This is a genomic window from Bradyrhizobium daqingense (assembly GCF_021044685.1).
Taxonomy (GTDB): Bacteria; Pseudomonadota; Alphaproteobacteria; order Rhizobiales; family Xanthobacteraceae; genus Bradyrhizobium; species Bradyrhizobium daqingense.
Window position 1 is genome coordinate 5,419,426 of record NZ_CP088014.1, and the last position, 19,311, is coordinate 5,438,736.

At 64.5% G+C, this 19,311-nt stretch carries 16 protein-coding genes; 4 read left to right on the forward strand and 12 right to left on the reverse strand.

The genetic code is table 11. The annotated features are described in order from the left end of the window. The first annotated feature begins 116 nt into the window (after positions 1 to 116). Entirely contained in the window at positions 117 to 2,306 is a 2,190-nt protein-coding gene (locus tag LPJ38_RS25660; protein WP_145639499.1) for a lytic transglycosylase domain-containing protein, read from the forward strand. Between the two features lie 75 nt (positions 2,307 to 2,381). Here the strand turns inward: LPJ38_RS25660 and LPJ38_RS25665 are convergent, their stop codons facing one another. Continuing rightward, positions 2,382 to 2,744, reverse strand: a complete 363-nt coding sequence (locus tag LPJ38_RS25665; protein WP_145639502.1) for a hypothetical protein — start codon at positions 2,742 to 2,744, stop codon at positions 2,382 to 2,384. After that, positions 2,741 to 2,929 carry a hypothetical protein gene (locus LPJ38_RS25670; RefSeq protein ID WP_145639503.1) on the reverse strand — a complete coding sequence of 63 codons (189 nt, stop codon included), beginning with the start codon at positions 2,927 to 2,929 and terminating at the stop codon, positions 2,741 to 2,743. The genes LPJ38_RS25665 and LPJ38_RS25670 overlap by 4 nt, the downstream gene beginning before the upstream one ends. 1,178 nt (positions 2,930 to 4,107) lie before the next feature. On the opposite strand from LPJ38_RS25670, the gene LPJ38_RS25675 reads away from it, so the two are divergent. The 3 genes from LPJ38_RS25675 to LPJ38_RS25685 all read left to right on the forward strand — a co-directional run bounded on the left by LPJ38_RS25675 (position 4,108) and on the right by LPJ38_RS25685 (position 7,244). Then, positions 4,108 to 6,093 (forward strand): PAS domain S-box protein, encoded by a 1,986-nt coding sequence (locus LPJ38_RS25675; protein WP_145639505.1) that lies wholly within the window; start codon positions 4,108 to 4,110, stop codon positions 6,091 to 6,093. Next, positions 6,090 to 6,761 (forward strand): response regulator transcription factor, encoded by a 672-nt coding sequence (locus tag LPJ38_RS25680; protein ID WP_145639508.1) that lies wholly within the window; start codon positions 6,090 to 6,092, stop codon positions 6,759 to 6,761. Before LPJ38_RS25675 ends, LPJ38_RS25680 begins: the two co-directional genes overlap by 4 nt. A 96-nt stretch (positions 6,762 to 6,857) precedes the next feature. Beyond that, positions 6,858 to 7,244, forward strand: coding sequence for a response regulator transcription factor (locus LPJ38_RS25685; RefSeq protein WP_167520659.1), 387 nt, complete (start codon positions 6,858 to 6,860; stop codon positions 7,242 to 7,244). 140 nt (positions 7,245 to 7,384) lie between these two features. On the opposite strand, the gene LPJ38_RS25690 is transcribed toward LPJ38_RS25685, so the two are convergent. From LPJ38_RS25690 to LPJ38_RS25735, 10 genes are all read right to left on the reverse strand, one after another. Beyond that, entirely contained in the window at positions 7,385 to 8,356 is a 972-nt protein-coding gene (locus LPJ38_RS25690) for a tripartite tricarboxylate transporter substrate binding protein BugD (RefSeq protein WP_167520660.1), read from the reverse strand. 81 nt (positions 8,357 to 8,437) lie between these two features. Continuing rightward, on the reverse strand, positions 8,438 to 9,679 hold the full coding sequence (locus LPJ38_RS25695) for a threonine synthase (protein ID WP_145639514.1): 1,242 nt from the start codon (positions 9,677 to 9,679) through the stop codon (positions 8,438 to 8,440). Positions 9,680 to 9,817: 138 nt separating this feature from the next. Continuing rightward, positions 9,818 to 11,239 carry a dihydrolipoyl dehydrogenase gene (lpdA, locus tag LPJ38_RS25700; RefSeq protein WP_145639516.1) on the reverse strand — a complete coding sequence of 474 codons (1,422 nt, stop codon included), beginning with the start codon at positions 11,237 to 11,239 and terminating at the stop codon, positions 9,818 to 9,820. 140 nt (positions 11,240 to 11,379) lie between these two features. Continuing rightward, positions 11,380 to 12,750: a pyruvate dehydrogenase complex dihydrolipoamide acetyltransferase gene (locus tag LPJ38_RS25705; RefSeq protein WP_145639518.1), complete on the reverse strand. Its 1,371-nt coding sequence runs from the start codon at positions 12,748 to 12,750 to the stop codon at positions 11,380 to 11,382. A gap of 62 nt (positions 12,751 to 12,812) precedes the next feature. After that, positions 12,813 to 13,265, reverse strand: a complete 453-nt coding sequence (locus LPJ38_RS25710; protein WP_145639521.1) for a nucleoside deaminase — start codon at positions 13,263 to 13,265, stop codon at positions 12,813 to 12,815. Positions 13,266 to 13,267: 2 nt separating this feature from the next. Then, positions 13,268 to 13,570 carry a DUF5076 domain-containing protein gene (locus LPJ38_RS25715; RefSeq protein WP_008547332.1) on the reverse strand — a complete coding sequence of 101 codons (303 nt, stop codon included), beginning with the start codon at positions 13,568 to 13,570 and terminating at the stop codon, positions 13,268 to 13,270. Positions 13,571 to 13,574: 4 nt separating this feature from the next. Continuing rightward, the gene (locus LPJ38_RS25720) at positions 13,575 to 14,963 is read right to left on the reverse strand and encodes a pyruvate dehydrogenase complex E1 component subunit beta (RefSeq protein ID WP_145639523.1); all 1,389 of its coding nucleotides are present in this window, start codon (positions 14,961 to 14,963) and stop codon (positions 13,575 to 13,577) included. Between the two features lie 28 nt (positions 14,964 to 14,991). After that, a complete protein-coding gene (gene pdhA / locus LPJ38_RS25725) occupies positions 14,992 to 16,014 on the reverse strand; it encodes a pyruvate dehydrogenase (acetyl-transferring) E1 component subunit alpha (RefSeq protein ID WP_061847959.1) in 1,023 nt (340 codons plus the stop codon). A 402-nt stretch (positions 16,015 to 16,416) separates the two neighbouring features. After that, positions 16,417 to 17,934, reverse strand: a complete 1,518-nt coding sequence (gene adh / locus LPJ38_RS25730) for an aldehyde dehydrogenase (protein ID WP_145639526.1) — start codon at positions 17,932 to 17,934, stop codon at positions 16,417 to 16,419. A gap of 296 nt (positions 17,935 to 18,230) precedes the next feature. Then, positions 18,231 to 19,190, reverse strand: a complete 960-nt coding sequence (locus LPJ38_RS25735) for a helix-turn-helix domain-containing protein (protein WP_167520661.1) — start codon at positions 19,188 to 19,190, stop codon at positions 18,231 to 18,233. Positions 19,191 to 19,311: the final 121 nt, after the last annotated feature.

The window sequence follows — 19,311 nt, forward strand, 5'->3', positions numbered from 1 at the left end:
GGAGCGTGAGGAATGCGAAACGATGTCATGACATCGTTTGGTTGTCGTCTTTCGATTCTCAAGCCGCATGTCGTCGCGGACCTTGGTTTGTAGTGGTTTCGCAGGGGGACCATGGAATGAACCAGTGCCTACGCTCGCTCGCGTGTGTCGTGACCGTGGCCGCGATGGCCTTTCTTCCCACCGAGCTCGTGGCGAAGAGCAGTCACAAATCATCTGCACCGAAGAAGACGCATGAGGCGAAAGCCGGCAAGCCGCGTCACGCTGCCGCCGGCAAAGCGCGGCACGGCAAGCATGCCGAGGCCAAGCGCAAATCGAAGAAGACGGTCGACGAGCCCTCGGCCAAGCCGGCACCGCCGCCGCTGACCGGCGATCTTGCCGCGCTGCGGGATGCGATCGACCTCGCGCGCAGGGGCAAGACGGAGGATGCGACCGCCGCTCGCGACCGCATCGCGGATCCCGCCGGGCAGAAGCTCGCGGACTGGTACATGCTGCGGCACTCCGAGAGCACGGCGAATTTCAAACGCTATGCCGCCTTCCTTGCCGCCAATCCGGACTGGCCGAGCAGCGCTCTCTTGCGCCGCCGCGCGGAGGCGCGGCTGTGGCAGGAGAAGAGCGACGGGGCCACCGTGCACAAATTCACCATGGACCGGCCGACCAGCGCCAAGGGCAAGTTCGCACTGGCCCGCGTGCTGCTCACGGAAGGCGAGACCGACAGGGCCGCCCGTCTCGTGCGCGAGGCCTGGCGCGCGGACGAGCTGTCGGAGCGGAGCGAAGAAGATTCCTACGCCGCGTTCCGCGATCTTCTGTCCGCCGACGATCACCGCGCGCGCATGGACAAGCGCCTGGGCGCCAAGGACTATGACGGTGCAAGGCGCGCGGCCAAACGGCTCGGCGAGGATGCGCTTGCGATCGTGAAAGCCTGCGCGGCCGTCACCGGCAAGTCGAGCAAGGCCAAGGACTATCTCGAGGACGTCCCGGCCCAGGAGCGGCGCGATCTCGGCTACGTGCTGTGCCGCGCCCAGTGGCATCTTCAGAACGACCGTATCGACGACGCGGCCGAATTGATCCTCGCCGCCCTGCCCGACACGATGGCCGCGCAGGACACCGATGCTTGGTGGCGCGAGCGCCGCATGTTGGCGCGCAAGCTGCTCGACCAGGGCAAGTCCAAGACGGCCTATGACGTGGTGCGCACGGCCGCGGTGCCGGAAAAGGAAGTCTACCGCGTCGACTACCATTTCATGTGCGGCTGGATCGCGCTGCGCTATCTCGACGACCCCAAGACGGCGATGGTGCATTTCGCATCGATCGACGCAGGCTCGCCCAATCCGATTGCGCTGTCGCGCGCCCATTATTGGCGCGGCCGCGCCGCCGAGGCGATGGGCGCGGCGGCCGACGCGCGCATGAGCTATCGGGCGGCGGCGCGCTACCACACCGCCTATTATGGCCAGCTCGCCCGCGCCAAGCTCGGCCTCGACGGCATCGAGCTGCGTCCGCCCTCGCCCGTGCTGGCCGGCGCCGACACGCCGTCAGCGGACGACCGCGTGCGCGCGGCCAACATGCTCTACGATCTCGGTGAGCGCGATGTCGTGTTCTATTATGCCGAGGATTTCGCCAAGGAGAGCACCGACGCCGCAGCGCTGGAAGCGCTCGGCGAGCTCGCCAGGCAGCGCAACGATGCGCGCGTGATGCTGGAGATCGGCAAGTCGGCCCTGGCGCGCGGGCTCGCGCTCGACCACTACGCCTTCCCCACCATCGGCATTCCCGAGCACAAGCAGGTCGCGCCTGCCATCGAGACCAGCGTGATCTATTCGGTGGCGCGCACCGAAAGCTCGTTCGATCAGCGCGACAAGTCGCACGCCAACGCGGTCGGCCTGATGCAGGTGACGCCGGAAGCGGGCCGCGATACCGCCAAGCGCTTCGGCCTGACCTATGACTGGGGCAGGATGGTCTCCGATCCCGTCTACAACACGCAGATGGGAGCCGCCGAGCTCAGCGCGCTGTTCTCGGAATATCGCGGCAACCAGATCATGACCTTCGCCGGCTACAATGCCGGCCGCGGCCGCGTGCGCGAATGGGTGCAGGCGCGCGGCGACCCCAGAGACCCGAAGGTGGACCCGGTCGACTGGGTCGAGCGCATTCCACTGTCGGAGACCCGCAACTACGTCCAGCGCGTGATGGAGAACGTGCTGGTCTACCGCGCCCGGTTCGAAGACAGCGGCATGATCGCCGGCAAGAGCGACCAGCGCGTGGTGACGAAGGAGGCCGGCGCCACCGCACCCGTGGCGGCCGCAGCACCCGCTCCCTAGTCGACGCCGCCGGGGCTGGACGCGGCGACTGCAAGGTTGCGTTGCTGCGGCTTCCACGCGAGTGCAGTCGCGTAGCTAGGTGTCACCTCCTTCCAGCTCGATCAGATCGCGACCGTCCAAATATGCGGCGGTCAAGGCTCTTGCGAAGCTCCAGGTCTGGATCGTGTAGCTCCAGCACGAGACCGCACCCAGGACCGCCAACATCTCGATCATGTTGCCGGCGGCGATCTCGACGTTTCCGGCGGCCGGCCCTGCGCGTCCAGCTATCGGCCATTGCGTCAACAGCGTGACGACTTCGCGCCGCCGATAGCAATCGTAGTCACAGTAACGGTGCTGGGTCCGCGCATGGCGGACGTAGCCGGACTGGATCGACCGCGAGCATGTGCTGCATGTCGCAGCGTGCAGGGGTGGCTCGTGATTGACCACCACGAATTTCACGACACCGCCCTCATGCGATCATTCGCGAGCGCCTCGCAGAACAGCCGGTAGCACTGATAGTCGCAGTAAGGCAGGCGCGTCGTGATCTCGCGGAGATATCCGCCTTCGATCGACTCGCAGCACTGCAAGCACCAGGTCTGCCGGAACGGCGTCCGGTCATTCACCAGCACGAACGCGAATCTCATGTGGCACCTCCCAAAGCGAAGCAGTAAACGCTGTCCATTGGAGACAGTGCGGGTGGCGGAGCGCAAAGGTGATTTCGACCGTCCGGGTTATCCCTGTTTCGCTCCACTTTCTGCGGCGGGATCAGAATGTATCTCCCGTCCTCCCTGCGCCGTGCGTAGATCTGGCCGTCGATGTACTTGATGTCGGTCGGATAGCAGTCAGAGCTGTTACAGCAACTGATGCCGGGATTATCCGGCATGTGCCAGGTCGAATAGAACTTTTCGTGCAGCCCCTGATCCTGGGGCGGGTGCTGCCGATGAACGGCACCCCGTCCCGTCTCCTGCGCCTGGACCGTCGCAATGGAGCCGAGGAGAATGATCCAGCACAACGGGTTGTGAGAGCGTTTCAACGTACGGGCTCCCTGTCAGAGCTGAACGATGTCAGCCCTCCAACTCAGCCTCACGCGACCTGAGCCCGAAACAACCACCGGCGGTCGCGTTCGCGGCGCGTGCGGAAACCGTCAACGCACTTCTTGGAGCAGAGCGCCGTGCGCCAGGAATAGTACCGGATCAGGCCAAACTTGCCGCCGCACATCGCGCAGCCGTTGACTGAAGAGCAACGTTCGGATCCGGGTAGGCGACCTTCAGGACGTTCCGATGTATCGCACATTGTTGTCTCACCCTGTTGCTTGCGCTTGTGCCGGTTCGTTCCCTTCGACCTCTCGCGGGTCGTGAATTGCCGCGACGCGGCTACGTATCGAGAAATGCGGTGGCTCCGTCCCTGGTCGTGTGCCTGTCGGTGAGGCGCCTTGGCGGTATGTTTCAGACCAGTTCCTGTGCGATTGATTGGCCGACACTCCCGATGGTCATGAGCCTAGTCCGCCGGCCACGAGGTGCTCAATTGTACGGAGGTAAATGGCCGACATGACTAGGAATGGAGGGGCTATACCTAGGTTTGTCCGGTCGTCGCCCGGGTCTCGCGCTGACTCTTGTTCAACGAGACAGCGCACCATGCGTCAGCTGCACGGTCACCGCGAAGAGAAGCTGGCACGGCGCGCTTGATGCCCTGCGATGAACAGCGGGAAAGCAGCCAGTTCCGAGGCAAATGTCTTATCGGCCATCCGACTTTGGCCGGAATTGCTCCTCTGGCTGCAACGTGCTCTACTTGCATTCCGCAGAGAGCGCCGGGAGCGTCTGCGATGAAGCCTGGCCGTGCAGCGACGTTCGGGAAGTCAGCCGTGCAGTTCCTCGCCGACTGCGTCAGGCAGACTGTTAATACGAAACAGCGCGTCGAGCCTGGTGACGCCAGTTTGCTCGAGTCGGTCAAGCAGTGGCAGCAAGTCTTCGAGCACAACCCCGTCATGTACTTCATGGTTGATCCGGTCGGAACCGTGATCAACGTGAATACGTTCGGGGCCGCGCAACTCGGCTATACGGCCACTGAGTTGATCGGCCGATCAGTGCTGGATGTCTTCTTCGAGGAAGACCGCGACTTCGTCCGCGCATGTGTCACGCTGTGCCTCGAGACCGTCGATCAGTCCCACACCTGGGAAATCCGGAAGGTTCGCAAGGACGGCTCGGTACTATGGGTGCGCGAGAACGCCAAGACCATGCTGCGGGCCGATGGCGGGCCGATCGTGCTGGTCGCCTGCGAGAACATCACCGAGCGTAAGGAAGCCGAGAATGCGCTGCGACAGAGCGAGGCTTATCTCGCGCAGGCGCAGGAATTGAGCCACACCGGCAGTTTCGGCTGGAGGTCGGCAACCGGAGAGATCACCTGGTCCAAGGAGACATATCGCATATTCCAATGCGACGAGGGGACCAAGCCTAGAATCCCCTTCATGCTCCAGCGTATTCATCCGGACGATCGGCTCGCGGTGCAACAGACCACGGCTCGGGCTGCGCGAGAGGGCAAGGATTACGATCACGAATACCGGCTCGTGATGCCCGACGGCTCCATCAAATACGTCCGGGCCGTGGCCCGGGCGACGCGGGACTTCAGCGGTCGTGTGGAGTTCGTCGGATCGGTAACCGACGTCACGGCGACCAAAGAGGCGGAGCGAAGGCTTCGTGAAAGCGAGCAGCGCTTTCGCGACTACGCCGAAACGGCGTCTGACTGGTTTTGGGAGACAGGGCCAGACCATCGCGTGACCCATATCTCGGAACACTCCGATACCATCACGGCCCCCGCCGGCCTGCTCGGGCTCACGCGTTGGGACATTGCGCCCGATGCGAATCTCGAACCGGAAAAATGGCGACAACATCGGGAGGCGCTCGATGCCCACGTCCCGTTCCGCGACCTGGTGTATCGCAGCAAAGACCGCAACGGTCAGGCGATCTATGTCCGGACCAGCGGCAAGCCGTTCTTCGACGCGGAAGGCGCTTTTCTGGGTTATCGTGGCGTCTGCACCGACGTGACTGCGGCCATCCGGGCAGATCAGGCCGAAGAGGCGCTGCGCAAGGCCCAGGCCGAGCTTGCCCATGTGACGCGCGTCACGACACTGGGCGAGCTGACAGCTTCAATCGCGCACGAGATCAACCAGCCGCTCGCCGCCGTGATAGCAAATGCCGACGCCTGTCTCTCCTGGCTGCAGCGCAACCCGCCAGATCTCAACGCGGCCCGCCGCTCCGTGGACTGGATCATCGAAGACGGCAAGCGTGCCAGCGACGTGATCCGCCACGTCCGGGCGCTCGCCAAGCGGACCGACATCGAGATGGTGCCGCTCGACGCAAGCGCAGTCGTGCGGGAGGCCGTGGCGCTCGTTCAGCGCGAAATGGCCAGTCATGCCGTGTCGGTGCGAATGGAGCTATCATCTGCATTGCCCGAGATCTTTGGCGATCGAATCCAATTGCAACAGGTCCTGATCAACCTGATCATGAACGGGATCGAGGCCATGGAAGGCGTCGACGATCGCCCACGTGAGCTGGCAATCCGCTCAGTGGCGGACGGCGATGGCGTGGTGCTGGTGAGCGTCGCCGACTCCGGCGTCGGCATCTGCGAACAGGCGATTGACCGCCTGTTCACGCCGTTCTTCACCACGAAGTCCTCCGGCATGGGCATGGGGCTGTCGATCTGTCGCTCCATCGTCGAGGCCCATGGCGGACGACTTTCTGCCGCTCCGAACCGAGGGCACGGCGCAACTTTCCAGATCACCCTGCCCGTCCATCGAGAGGAGGCATCGTGACCGAACGCGCAGGACCTTCGCGGGCGCAAGATGACGGCGATGAACCAATCGTCTTCATCGTCGATGACGACGCCTCTATGCGACGTGCGCTCACCAATCTGTTCGAGTCGGTCGGCCTCAAAGTCGAAGCATTCGGCTCGGCACCGCAACTCCTCCAGGCCAAGCCGCCGGAAGTCCCCAGTTGCCTTGTGCTCGACATCCGGCTGCCCGGAGCGAGTGGCCTCGACCTTCAGAGCGATCTTGCCAAGGCCAATATCCACACGCCCATCATCTTCATTACCGGTCATGGTGACATTCCCATGACCGTTCGGGCCATGAAGAGCGGCGCGATCGACTTCCTGACCAAGCCGGTTCGTGACCAGGACATCCTGGACGCGGTCCAGGCCGCGATCGAGAGGGACCGCAAGCGCCGCCACCTCAACAGGACAATCTCGACCGTCCGATCACGGTTCGAGTCACTGTCCTCGCGGGAGAGAGACGTATTGTCACTGGTGACGGCCGGTCTAATGAACAAGCAAGTGGCCGTCCAGCTCGGATTGGCGGAAATCACCGTCAAAATCTATCGCGGCCAGATCATGCGAAAAATGGGTGCGAAGTCGCTGGCCGACCTGGTGAGAATGAGCGAGGCGCTCGGGATTCGGCCCGGCAAGCCCGACATACAAACCTAAGTATGAGTTTCCAATGGTGACCGAGAGGTCCACCCTGCGTAGCCTATGTGTGGCCGCAGCGACGGCAAGCGTAATCCCGAGCGAGGAGCGGACGTCTTGTCAGTGGCTTCGGTCATTTCGGTGCTCGACGATGACCCTTACGTGCGGGCGGCGCTCCACAACCTGTTGGAATCGCGCGGGTACATCGTCCACACGTTCGCCTCCGCCGACGAGTTTCTGCGATCGACCGTTTCGAGCGACACCTCATGCGTCATCGCGGACGTGCAGATGCCATTGGTCACCGGCATCGACCTGCTGACGCAGATGCGCGCGCAGGGTTCGGCTACGCCGTTCATCTTCATCACGGCTTTCCCGGATGAGAGCGTGCGTGTGCGCGCGCTCAAGGCCGGTGCAATCTGTTTCCTCGGCAAGCCGTTCGCCGCTTCCGATCTGATGCCGTGCCTGGAGCGAGCGCTGGCAGCAAGTAACGAAACCTCGGAGTGATTGTGCGGCGACCCGCGAACCTGCGGTGACGGCGACCGGGACGATCCCGCTTCGTGCGAAGGCCCGGGATGGCCGCGGTCGCGGCCGCCCTGGGACGAGGGAGAATGGTTTGGCGCCCTACACGAAGCACGCCCCACCGCTCAATCCACCTTGATATTGGCCGCCTTGATCATCGGCCACCATTTTGCGATCTCGGCCTTCTGGCGCGCGCCGAGCGCTTCGGGCGTGAGCTGGTCCTTGGGCGTCATCTCCAGGCCCTGGCTTTCGAGCTGCTTCCTGACCGCGGGATCGTTTAGCGCTTCAACGGCCGCCGCATTCAGCTTGGCCACGATCTCCTTCGGCGTGCCCTTCGGCACCCACATGCCCGACCACAGCGTCATGTTGAAGCCCTTCAGGCCCGCCTCCTCCGCGGTCGGAATCTCCGGTGCCGACGGCAGGCGCTTGTCGTCGGTGATGGCGTAGGCGCGAATGGTGCCGGCGCGGACCTGGTTGATGGAGTTGGAGGTCTGGTCGACGATGAGGTCGATCTGGCCGGCGATGAGGTCGTTCAGGGCGGGCGCGGTGCCGCGATACGGCACATATTGCAGCTTGATGCCGGAGACATTCTCGAAATAAACGCCGGCGATGTGGCTGCCGGAGCCCGCGCCGGCCGTGCCGGCGGTCGGGGGCGACGGCCGCGACTTCAGCCACTCGAGCAGCTCCTTCAGCGAATTTGCGGGCACCGCATTCTTGCTCACTACGATCATCGGGTTGCTCGGCAGCAGCACCACCGGCTCGAGGTCGGCGACGAGATCGTAGCTGAGCTTGTAGACCGCGCCATTGGCGACGTGCGTGCCGAGATGGCCGAAGGAGATGGTATAGCCGTCCGGCGGCGATTGCACCGCGCGGCCGACGCCGATCGAGCCGCCCGCGCCGGTGACGTTCTCGATCACCACAGCCTGCCCCAGCGTCACCCGCATCCGCTCGGCAAGCACCCGCGCCATAGCATCGGACGGCCCGCCGGCCGAGAACGGCACGATGATCGTGATGGGACGCGTCGGAAAATCCTGGGCGCGCGCAGCGCCGGTTACAGCGAGAATACCAATCAGCGCAGCCCAGACGGCCTTCTTCATTGTCCTCTCCCCAGCGATGTCGATATTGCTCTTGCTCTTCCCGCGTACGGGAAGAGGGATCATTCCTGGCGCATAGCCGCGCTAGAATTGGGCGTAATCGATAGGCTTGTGGCGATCGAGCGTGCGGGTGACCGGCGGCAGCGGGTATTTCAGGCCGGTCGCGCAGTTGAACAGCATCACGCGGTCACTCTTCGAGACGCGGCCGTCGGCGAGGCTGTCCTTGTAGGCGGCGTAGGTCGCGGCGCCCTCGGGGCAGAGCAAGAGCCCCTCCTCGCGCGCGACCTCGTTCAGCGCCGCCGAGATCTTGTCGTCGTCGACCGCAATGGCAAAGCCCTTGCTCTCGCGCACCGCGCGCAGGATGAGGAAATCGCCGATCGCCTGCGGCACCCGGATTCCCGATGCGATGGTGTGGGCGTCCTCCCAGCGTGTCGCATGCTCGGTGCCGGCGTCATAGGCGCGCACCATCGGCGCGCAGCCCGAGGCCTGCACCGCGACCATGCGCGGGCGCTTCGAACCGATGAAGCCGATCTTCTCGAGCTCGTCGAACGCCTTCCACATTCCGATCAGGCCGGTGCCACCGCCGGTCGGATAGAAGATCACGTCGGGCACGTCCCAGCCGAGCTGCTCGGCGAGCTCCAGTCCCATCGTCTTCTTGCCCTCGATGCGGTACGGCTCCTTCAACGTCGACGTGTCGAACCAGCCGACCTTGGCCTTGCCCTCGCCGACGATCTTGCCGCAATCGTCGATATAACCATTGACGCGGTAGACGGTGGCGCCCTGCAGCTCGATCTCGCTGACGTTCACCTCCGGCGTATCGGCCGGGCAGAAGATCGTGGTCTTGATGCCGCAGGACGTCGCATAGGCCGCGAGTGCCGCGCCGGCATTGCCGTTGGTCGGCATCGCCATGTGCTTGATGCCGAGCGCCTTGCCCATCGACACCGCCATGACGAGACCGCGCGCCTTGAACGAGCCGGTCGGCAGGCGTCCCTCGTCCTTCACGATGATCTCACCGCCGCCGAGCTTGTTGCCGAGCTTGGGCAGCCGGATCAGCGGGGTGGTCACTTCGCCGAGCGAGACGATGTCCCTGCATTTGCGCACCGGCAGCAGCTCGCGGTAGCGCCACATGTCGCCGGGCCGCTGCGCGAGCGCATCCTTGGTCAGCGCCTTCTTCACGCCGGCGAGGTCGTAGCGGACGAGAAGCGGCTTGCCGGCCTTGGACAGGTTGTGGACTTGGTCGGCGGCGTAGTGATCGCCCTCCATCGCGCATTCGAGATGGGTGACGAAAGTCGGGCGTTCGATGGTGAGGTTGTCGTTGTCGTGCATGGCTCGATTCTTTCTTCTTCCTTATGTCGCCAGTTTCTGCATCCGTCATTGCCGGGCTTGACCCGGCAATCCATCCATGAAGAGCGCTTCGCTTGATGGATGCGCGGGTCAAGCCCGCGCATGACGAGCGGGAATACGCTAGATATTCAGCACCCTTCCATAAGCATCCAGCACCGCTTCCTTCATCATCTCCGACAGGGTCGGATGCGGGAACACCGTGTGCATCAGTTCTTCTTCCGTGGTCTCCAGATTCATCGCGACGACGTAGCCCTGGATCAGCTCGGTCACTTCAGCACCGACCATGTGGGCGCCGAGCAGCTGGCCGGTCTTCTTGTCGAAGATCACCTTGACCAGGCCCTGGTCCTCGCCGAGCGCGATCGCCTTGCCGTTGCCGACGAAGGGGAAGCGGCCGACGCGGATCTCGCGGCCGCTCTCTTTCGCCTTGGCTTCGGTCAGACCGACCGAGGCCACCTGCGGATGGCAATAGGTGCAGCCCGGGATCATGTTCTTGTCCATGGGATGAGGATGGAGGCCCTTGATCGCCTCGACGCAGATCACGCCCTCATGCTCGGCCTTGTGCGCGAGCATGGGAGGACCGGCGACGTCGCCGATGGCGTAGATGCCGGGAATGTTGGTCTTGCCGTAGCCGTCGACCACGATGATGCCGCGGTCGGTCTTCACGCCGAGCTTTTCCAGACCGAGATTCTCGATGTTGCCGACCACGCCGACCGCCGAGATGACGCGCTCGAATTCGGTCGTGACGGGCTTGCCCTTGCCGTCGTCGATGGTGGCGACGACGCTGTCGGCCTTCTTCTCGAGCTTCGTCACCTTGGTCGAGGACATGATCTTGATGCCCTGCTTCTCCAGCCGCTTGCGCGCAAGGCCGGCGATCTCGGCGTCCTCGACGGGCAGGATCTGCGGCAGCACCTCGACGACCGTGACGTCGGATCCCATGGTGTGGAAGAAGGAGGCGAACTCGATGCCGATCGCGCCGGAGCCGACCACCAGCAGCGACTTCGGCATCCGCTCCGGTACCATCGCCTCGAAGTAGGTCCAGACCAGCTTCTTGTCGGGCTCGAGGCCCGGCAGCACGCGCGGCCGCGCGCCGGTCGCGACGATGATGTGCTTAGCCTGATAGCTCCCCTCGCCAAGGGCGCCCTTTGGGCCCTCGACGTCGGACTTCTTCACGGTGACCTTGCCGGGTGCGTCGATCGAGGCGGCGCCCCAGATCACGCTGACCTTGTTCTTCTTCATCAGGAAGCCGACGCCGTCGTTGAGGCGCTTGGAGACGCCGCGCGAGCGCTGCACCACGGCCTTCGGATCGAAGGAGACCTTTTCCGCCGACAGGCCGTAGTCCTTGGCGTGCTGCATGTAGTGATAGATCTCAGCCGAGCGCAGCAGCGCCTTGGTCGGGATGCAGCCCCAGTTCAGGCAGATGCCGCCGAGATAGGACTTTTCGACGATCGCGACCTTGAAGCCGAGCTGCGCGGCGCGGATCGCGGTGACGTAGCCGCCGGGACCGGAACCGATGATGATGACGTCGAAGGATGTATCGGCCATGCTGTACGCTCGTTCTCGCTCCAACCGGCCTTAACGTTCGAGACCGTCATTGCGAGGAGCTCTTGCGACGAAGCAATCCAGTCTGCCGGTCACGTCCGGGATTGCTTCGCTTCGCTCGCAATGACGACGCGAATTTGTCGTCACACCATCATCATGACCGGATTTTCGATCAGCTGCTTGAACGCGCCGATCAGCTCGGCGCCGAGCGCGCCGTCGATGGCACGGTGATCGCAGGACAGCGTCACGCTCATCATGTTGGCGACCTCGATCTTGCCGCCACGCACGACGGGACGTTCCTCGCTGGTGCCGACTGCCAGAATGGTCGCATGAGGCGGGTTGATCACGGCGGTGAAGTGGCTGATGCCGTACATGCCGAGGTTGGAGACCGCGGTGGTGCCGCCCTGGTATTCCTCGGGCTTCAACTTGCGGGAACGAGCACGCGCGGCGAAATCCTTCATCTCATTCGAGATGGTCGACAGCGTCTTGGTCTCAGCCTTGCGGATGATCGGCGTGATCAGGCCGCCGGGCATCGCGACGGCGACGCCGACGTCGGAATGGTGATGCTTGACCATGCCGCTTTCGGTCCAGCTGACGTTACAGTTCGGGATCTTCTGCAGCGCCACCGCCATCGCCTTGATGACGAAGTCGTTGACCGAGATCTTGTAGAGCGGCTTCTTCTCCTTGTCCTTCGGCGCGGCAGCGTTGATCTCCTCGCGCGCGGCGAGCAGCTTGCCGATGTCGCAGTCGATGGTGAGGTAGAAGTGTGGGACGTTCTGGATCGACGCGGTCAGGCGCTGCGCAATGGTGCGGCGCATGCCGTCGTGCGGGACGATGTCGTAGGAGCCAGGCTCGAACAGCGACAGGATCTGCTTGTCCGACATGGTCGGCGCGATCGCAGGCGCGCCTGAGGGCGCAGCGGCCGGTGCCTTGAGGCCCTTGCCGGACTTGGCCTGCTCGACGTCGCGCGCGACCACGCGGCCGTGCGGGCCGGTGCCGGTGACCATGCCGACATCGATGCCGGCTTCCTTGGCAAGACGGCGGGCCAACGGCGATGAGAACACGCGGCCGCCATGGCCGTTGCCCTGCGCGGCCGGTGCGGCGGCCTGCGGCGCGGGTGACGCGGCCGGCGGCGGTGCTGCCTTGGTTGCTTCCTTGGGCGCGGTCGCTGCGGGCGCCGACGCAGCGGCGGGAGCCTCAGCAGGCTTCTCGGCTTTCGGCGGGGCAGCCGAGGCAGTGGGCTTCGCGCTACCTGCCGCCTTCACGTCCTCGCCCTCGCCGGCGAGCACGGCGATGACGTCGTTGACCGGGACGTCCTGCGTACCCTCGGGCACCAGGATCTTGGCGAGCGTGCCCTCGTCGATCGCCTCGACCTCCATGGTCGCCTTGTCGGTCTCGATCTCGGCGATGACGTCGCCGGATTTGACCTTGTCGCCTTCCTTCTTCAGCCACTTGGCGAGGTTGCCCTTCTCCATCGTCGGCGAGAGAGCGGGCATCAGGATGTTGATGGGCATGCTGACCTCAAGAAGAACTTTGCAAAACGTCGCCTCCGAGAGTGAAGACGAACAGACCAGGTTTAGTTGCCGATGTCGCCCTGCCACAGGCGCTCATTGGCGGGGTTGGAACGCCAATTCTTCATCATGGTGATGGAGCGGTCGTCGGCAAGGTCGATCCAGGGAATGCCGAACTTGTCGAGGATGTCCTTGGATCCTTCGAAGGTGACGGACTCGCCGATCACCACCAGCTTCACCTTGAACAGCCCGAGCGCGCCCGCGCACATCGAGCATGGCGACAACGTCGTGTACATGACCGTGTCGTGGAACGAGATCGCGCCGGCCTCGCGCAGGCAGCTCATCTCACCATGAAGGATCGGATTGTTCTCCTGCACGCGGTTGTTGTGGCCGCGGGCGATGATCTTGTTGTCGCGCGTCAGCACGGCGCCGATCGGCAGGCCGCCTTGCGCGATCGAAGCTTCCGCCTCGCGGATCGCCTCCAGCATGAAATCGAAATGAAGGGATTCGATCGCCACAGTCAGTGTCCCTTGCCGCGCGGCGTCGTGGTGCCGGTGTCGGTCGGACGCTCGATCTCGGCCTGGAACATGTCGAGGATGCGGTTCAAGGCGTCCTCCTCGGTATATTCGCTCTCGCGGGCATAGGCGCGTGCGGCATGGCGGGCGAGATCGACAAGCAGCAGGCCCCACATGTCGGGCTCCTCGAAGGCGCGCTGGAACGCCATCGACAGCCCACCGTCCAGCACGAACACGCGCAGGATCTCGACCGCGTCGTCGCGAGTCATGACGTCGGGCGGCAGTGGCTGTTCCTTGGGGCCCGCCATGGGTCTACCTGTAGCAGACGGCTTTGGCGGCCTCGACGACTTCCGCCGCCGAAGGCAGCGCGAGCTTCTCCAGGTTGGCGGCATAGGGCATCGGCACGTCCTTGCCGGAGACGCGCGCAACCGGCGCGTCGAGATAATCGAAGGCGTTCTCCATGATGCGCGCGGCGATTTCGGCACCGACGCCGCTCTGGGCCCAGCCCTCTTCCACCGTGACGGCGCGACCGGTCTTCTTGACCGAGTTGATGATGGTCTCGGTGTCGAGCGGACGCAGCGTGCGCAGGTCGATCACCTCGGCCTCGATACCGTCCTTGGCGAGCTCGTCGGCGGCCTTCAGCGCGTAGGTCATGCCGTTCGACCAGGAGATGATCGTGACGTGGCTGCCGGAGCGCACGATGCGCGCCTTGCCGATCGGGATGATGAAGTCGTCGAGCTTCGGCACTTCGCCGGTGTGACCATAGAGCACCTCGTTCTCGAGGAAGATCACCGGGTTGGGATCGCGGATCGCGGCCTTGAGCAGGCCCTTGGCGTCGGCGGCCGAATACGGCGCAACCACCTTGAGGCCGGGGATGTGCGAGTACCAGGCCGAATAGTCCTGGCTATGCTGGGCGGCGACGCGCGCAGCCGCTCCGTTCGGCCCGCGGAATACGATCGAGCAGCCCATCTGGCCGCCGGACATATAGAGCGTCTTGGCCGCCGAGTTGATGATCTGGTCGATCGCCTGCATGGCGAAGTTGAAGGTCATGAACTCGACGATCGGCTTGAGGCCCGTCATCGCAGCGCCGACGCCGACGCCGGCAAATCCGTGCTCGGTGATCGGGGTGTCGATCACGCGCTTGGCGCCGAACTCCTGGAGCAACCCTTGCGTGACCTTGTAGGCGCCCTGATATTCGGCGACCTCTTCACCCATGACGAAGACGTCGGCGTCGCGACGCATCTCTTCGGCCATGGCATCGCGCAAGGCTTCGCGGATGGTCTGCGTCACCATCTCGGTGCCTTCAGGCACTTCCGGATCCGGCTCGGCAACGACCTGCGGAGCGGGCGCAGCCTTCGGCGCGGGGGCTTCGGCCTTTGCTGCGGCGGGCGGCGCCGATTCGGCAGCCTTCTCCTGCTTGGCCGGCGCGGTGGCCTTGGCGAGATCGGCGGCGCTCTCACCATCGGCGAGAATGGTCGCGATCGGCGTGTTCACCGCAACGTCGGCGGTGCCCTCGGGGATCAGGATCTTGCCGAGCGTGCCCTCATCGGTCGCCTCGACCTCCATGGTCGCCTTGTCGGTCTCGATCTCGGCGATGACGTCGCCCGACTTGATCGGCTCGCCCTCTTTCTTCAGCCATTTGGCGAGGTTGCCCTTCTCCATCGTGGGCGACAACGCGGGCATCAGCACTTGAATTGGCATATCTTCTCCAAGGAAAGCTTGCGCGCGTTCAGCGGTAGACGTCGGTCCAGAGCTCGGCGGCATCCGGCTCGGGATCATGCTGGGCGAAATCGGCGGACGCGTTGACGATGTCGCGCACCTCGGCGTCGATCGCCTTCAAATCCTGCTCGCTGACCTTCGCGGCCAAGAGACGGTTGCGCACCTGCTCGATCGGATCCTGGTCGTGGCGGACCTTCTCGACCTCCTCGCGTGTGCGATATTTTGCAGGATCGGACATCGAGTGTCCGCGGTAGCGATAGGTCTGCATCTCCAAGATGTAGGGGCCTTTGCCGGCGCGGCACCAGGCTGCCGCCTCCTCGCCCGCAGCCTTCACGGCGCGGACATCCATGCCGTCGACCTGCTTGCCCGGAATGTTGAACGACGCGCCGCGCTTGGAGAAATCCTGCTGCGCCGAAGCGCGCGAGACCGAGGTGCCCATGGCGTAGCGGTTGTTCTCGATGACGTAGATCACCGGCAGCTTCCAGAGCTCCGCCATGTTGAAGCTCTCATAGACCTGGCCCTGGTTGGCCGCGCCGTCGCCGAAATAGGTGACGCTGACATTGTCGTTGCCGCGATAGTGGTTGGCGAAAGCGAGACCCGTGCCGAGTGAGACCTGCGCGCCGACGATGCCGTGGCCGCCGTAGAAGTGCTTCTCCTTGCTGAACATGTGCATGGAGCCGCCCTTGCCCTTGGAATAGCCGCCGCGGCGGCCCGTGAGCTCGGCCATGACGCCGTTGGCGTCCATGCCGGTGGCGAGCATGTGGCCGTGATCGCGATAGCCGGTGATGACCTGATCGCCCTCCTTCAGGGCCATCTGCATGCCGACCACCACGGCCTCCTGGCCGATATAGAGATGGCAGAAGCCTCCGATCGCGCCCATGCCGTAGAGCTGACCGGCCTTCTCCTCGAAGCGCCGGATCAGGAGCATGTCGCGCAGCGCCTTGAGCTCCTGCTCCTTCGTGAATTCCGGGGGCGACCCGCCGTCCGTCTTGTCGTGTGGCGTGCTCGCGGCGGCTTTCTTGGGTGCGGCCATAGGAATTCCGGGTCAGAGAAAACTTTCGCCCTCTCTAACCCAACTCAAACACCCTTGGAAAGCACCGCGGCGACATGGCACGACTTTCATTATGCCGCACTGCAACGTGGTCGAAATATTGCAAAATGTTTGGCGCCGATCGGGCAACAAATCGATGGCCGGCGGGCGGACGCGCAGATTCGTGAACGCGTCAAGCAGCCAGCATCATCCTGCCGATCAATTAGTCGTCCACGGGGCACTGCAGCTTCCGCAACGACATGGCCGGGTCCTGTCCCGGCCATCCACGCCTTCCTCCGCGACACAAAGAACGTGGATGCCCGGGCCTTCGTCTCGCCGAAGCGGCTTCGGCCGCGCAGGCGGAACAAGCCCGGGCATGACGAGCTCGTGAGCGCAACGTCCTCACTAGAAGAAGCCGAGCTTCTTCGGACTGTAGCTGACCAGGAGGTTCTTGGTCTGCTGGTAGTGGTCGAGCATCATCTTGTGGGTCTCGCGACCGACGCCCGACTGCTTGTAGCCGCCGAAGGCGGCATGCGCGGGATAGGCATGATAGCAGTTGGTCCAGACCCGGCCGGCCTGGATCGCCCGGCCGAAACGGTAGCAGCGATTGGCGTCGCGGCTCCAAACGCCGGCGCCCAGGCCGTAGAGTGTGTCGTTGGCGATCGCGAGCGCCTCCTCGTCGGTCTTGAAGGTGGTGACCGAGACGACGGGACCGAAGATCTCCTCCTGGAAGATCCGCATCTTGTTGTGGCCCTCGAACACGGTCGGCTGCACGTAGAAGCCGCCGGCGAGATCGCCTGCGAGCTCGGCACGGCCGCCGCCGGCAAGGACCTTGGCGCCCTCCTGCTTGCCGATGTCGATATAGGATAGAATCTTGGAGAGTTGCTCGCCGGAGGCCTGGGCTCCGATCATGGTGGTGGCATCGCGCGGATCGCCCTGCTTGATCGCCGCGACGCGCTTCAGCGCCCGCTCCATGAAGCGGTCATAGATATCGGCGTGCACTAGTGCCCGGCTCGGACAGGTGCAGACCTCGCCCTGGTTCAGCGCGAACATCACGAAGCCTTCGATCGCCTTGTCGAAGAAATCGTCGTCTTCGGCGGTGACGTCATTGAAGAAGATGTTGGGCGACTTGCCGCCGAGCTCCAGCGTGACGGGAATGAGGTTCTGGCTGGCATATTGCATGATCAGCCGGCCGGTCGAGGTCTCGCCGGTGAAGGCGATCTTGGCGATGCGCGGGCTCGAGGCGAGCGGCTTGCCGGCCTCGAGGCCAAAGCCGTTGACGATGTTGAGGACGCCCGGCGGCAGGATGTCCGCGATGATCTCGGCCCACACCATGATCGAGGCCGGCGTCTGCTCGGCGGGCTTGAGCACCACGCAATTGCCGGCGGCGAGCGCAGGCGCGAGCTTCCAGCAGGCCATCAGCAGCGGGAAGTTCCAGGGGATGATCTGCCCGACCACGCCGAGCGGCTCGTGGAAATGATAGGCGATGGTGTCGTGGTCGATCTCGCCGATCGAGCCTTCCTGGGCACGGACGACGCCGGCGAAATAACGGAAATGGTCGATGGCCAGCGGCAGGTCGGCGGCGCGGGTCTCGCGGATCGGCTTGCCGTTGTCCCAGGTCTCGGCGATGGCGAGACGCTCGAGATTCTCTTCCATGCGGTCGGCGATCCGGTTCAGGACCGCGGCGCGCTCGGCGACGCTGGTACGGCCCCAGGCCGCCTTGGCGGCATGCGCCGCGTCGAGGGCCGCCTCGACATCCTGCGCGTCGGACCGCGCGATCTTGCAGACGATTTGGCCCGTTACCGGCGAGGCATTGTCGAAATACTTGCCCGAGATCGGCGCGACGAATTTGCCGCCGATGAAATTGTCATAGCGCTCTGCGAAGGGAACTTTGGTGACGCTGAGGAATTCCACCTTGTTCATTGATCACTCCCGATGTTTGCTGTTTGCGCAATTCGTCGCGTGGTCGCGACTTGCGCAGACGATGATGCGGGAGGTGTTTTCTGTCAGCCCGGGTGGATGCGATGATGGAGCGGACCTGTCGCAGTTCTGCGACAGTCGTACTTGCCCGCAACGGGCGACGGGCAATTGGGGTGCCAGGCGTCTTCCACATCGTCATTGCGAGCGCAGCGAAGCAATCCAGAGTCCCTCCGCGGAAAGATTCTGGATTGCTTCGTCGCTTCGCTCCTCGCAATGACGGTTGAGGAAACAGCGCCAGCTCAGTGCTTGATCCCGAACCGCTTCAGCTTCCGGTGCAGTGTGGCGCGGCTGACGCCGAGGGCCTTGGCGGCCGCCGACACGTTGCCGCCGGCGCGGAGCAGCGCCCGCTGCAGCACCGCGCGTTGGCCGCCGGCGAGATGGTCATGCGCGGGTTCGCCGCCGAGCAGATCAGCCGCGGGCACCGGCTGCAACGCCTTGCCGGGTGCGATCCCGAGTCCGATCCGGGCCGAGCGGGTCGCGCCGACCACGAGATCGTCCGCGTCAACGGCGAGCAGGCCGCCGCAACCTCCGTCCGGGGCCTGCGTCAGGACGATGCGGGCATGGGCGAAGGCCCTGCGAAACAGGTCGGCCTCGATACGCTTGGCCGCCTCGCCCGCCGCCAGCGCGATCAGGCTGGAGAACGCGTCGGTGCGGTCGGCGCGGCAGGAGGATACATCGAGTACGCCTGCGAGCGTCGCCTCATGGTCGTAGATCGGAACGGCGGTGCAGCTCAAAAGCGTGTTGCGGGTGAAGAAGTGCTGGTCACGATCGATCGTCAGCGGGCGCTGCTCGACCAGACAGGTGCCGATGCCGTTGGTGCCTTCGTGCTCCTCGCTCCAGAGCGCGCCGGTCCACAGGCCCCAGGATTGAAACGTCGCATCGTCCGCCGGCGTGCCGCGACGATCGACCGGCACTCCCTCGCCGTCCGCGAGCAGAACGCAGCAGCCGCTCGCGCCGACGGCCTGATAGAGCCGGTCCATCGCACCTTGCGCGGCCGCCAGCAGCGGCGCGATGCGCTCCCGCGCCTGGCGCAGCTCGGCTTCGGTCAGCCGTATCGGCGAGGTGCGGCCTCCGGGATCGAGATGATGCAATCGGGACGAGCGACGCCACGAAGCCACGAGCGCGGACCGGGCGGCCTGGCCGGACGCGATGGCGGCCTCGACGCGGGCCGCGTGATGCGGGGGCATTGACCCATTCATCACTGTTTCCTCCGGAAGGCAGTCTAAGCCATGCCGCCATGGCCCGGTTGATCTGCGTCAATCCGGGCGACAGCGTCTGAAGCCATGAGCCCCTGCGGTGGCGCCGTCAAGGCAACCGGCA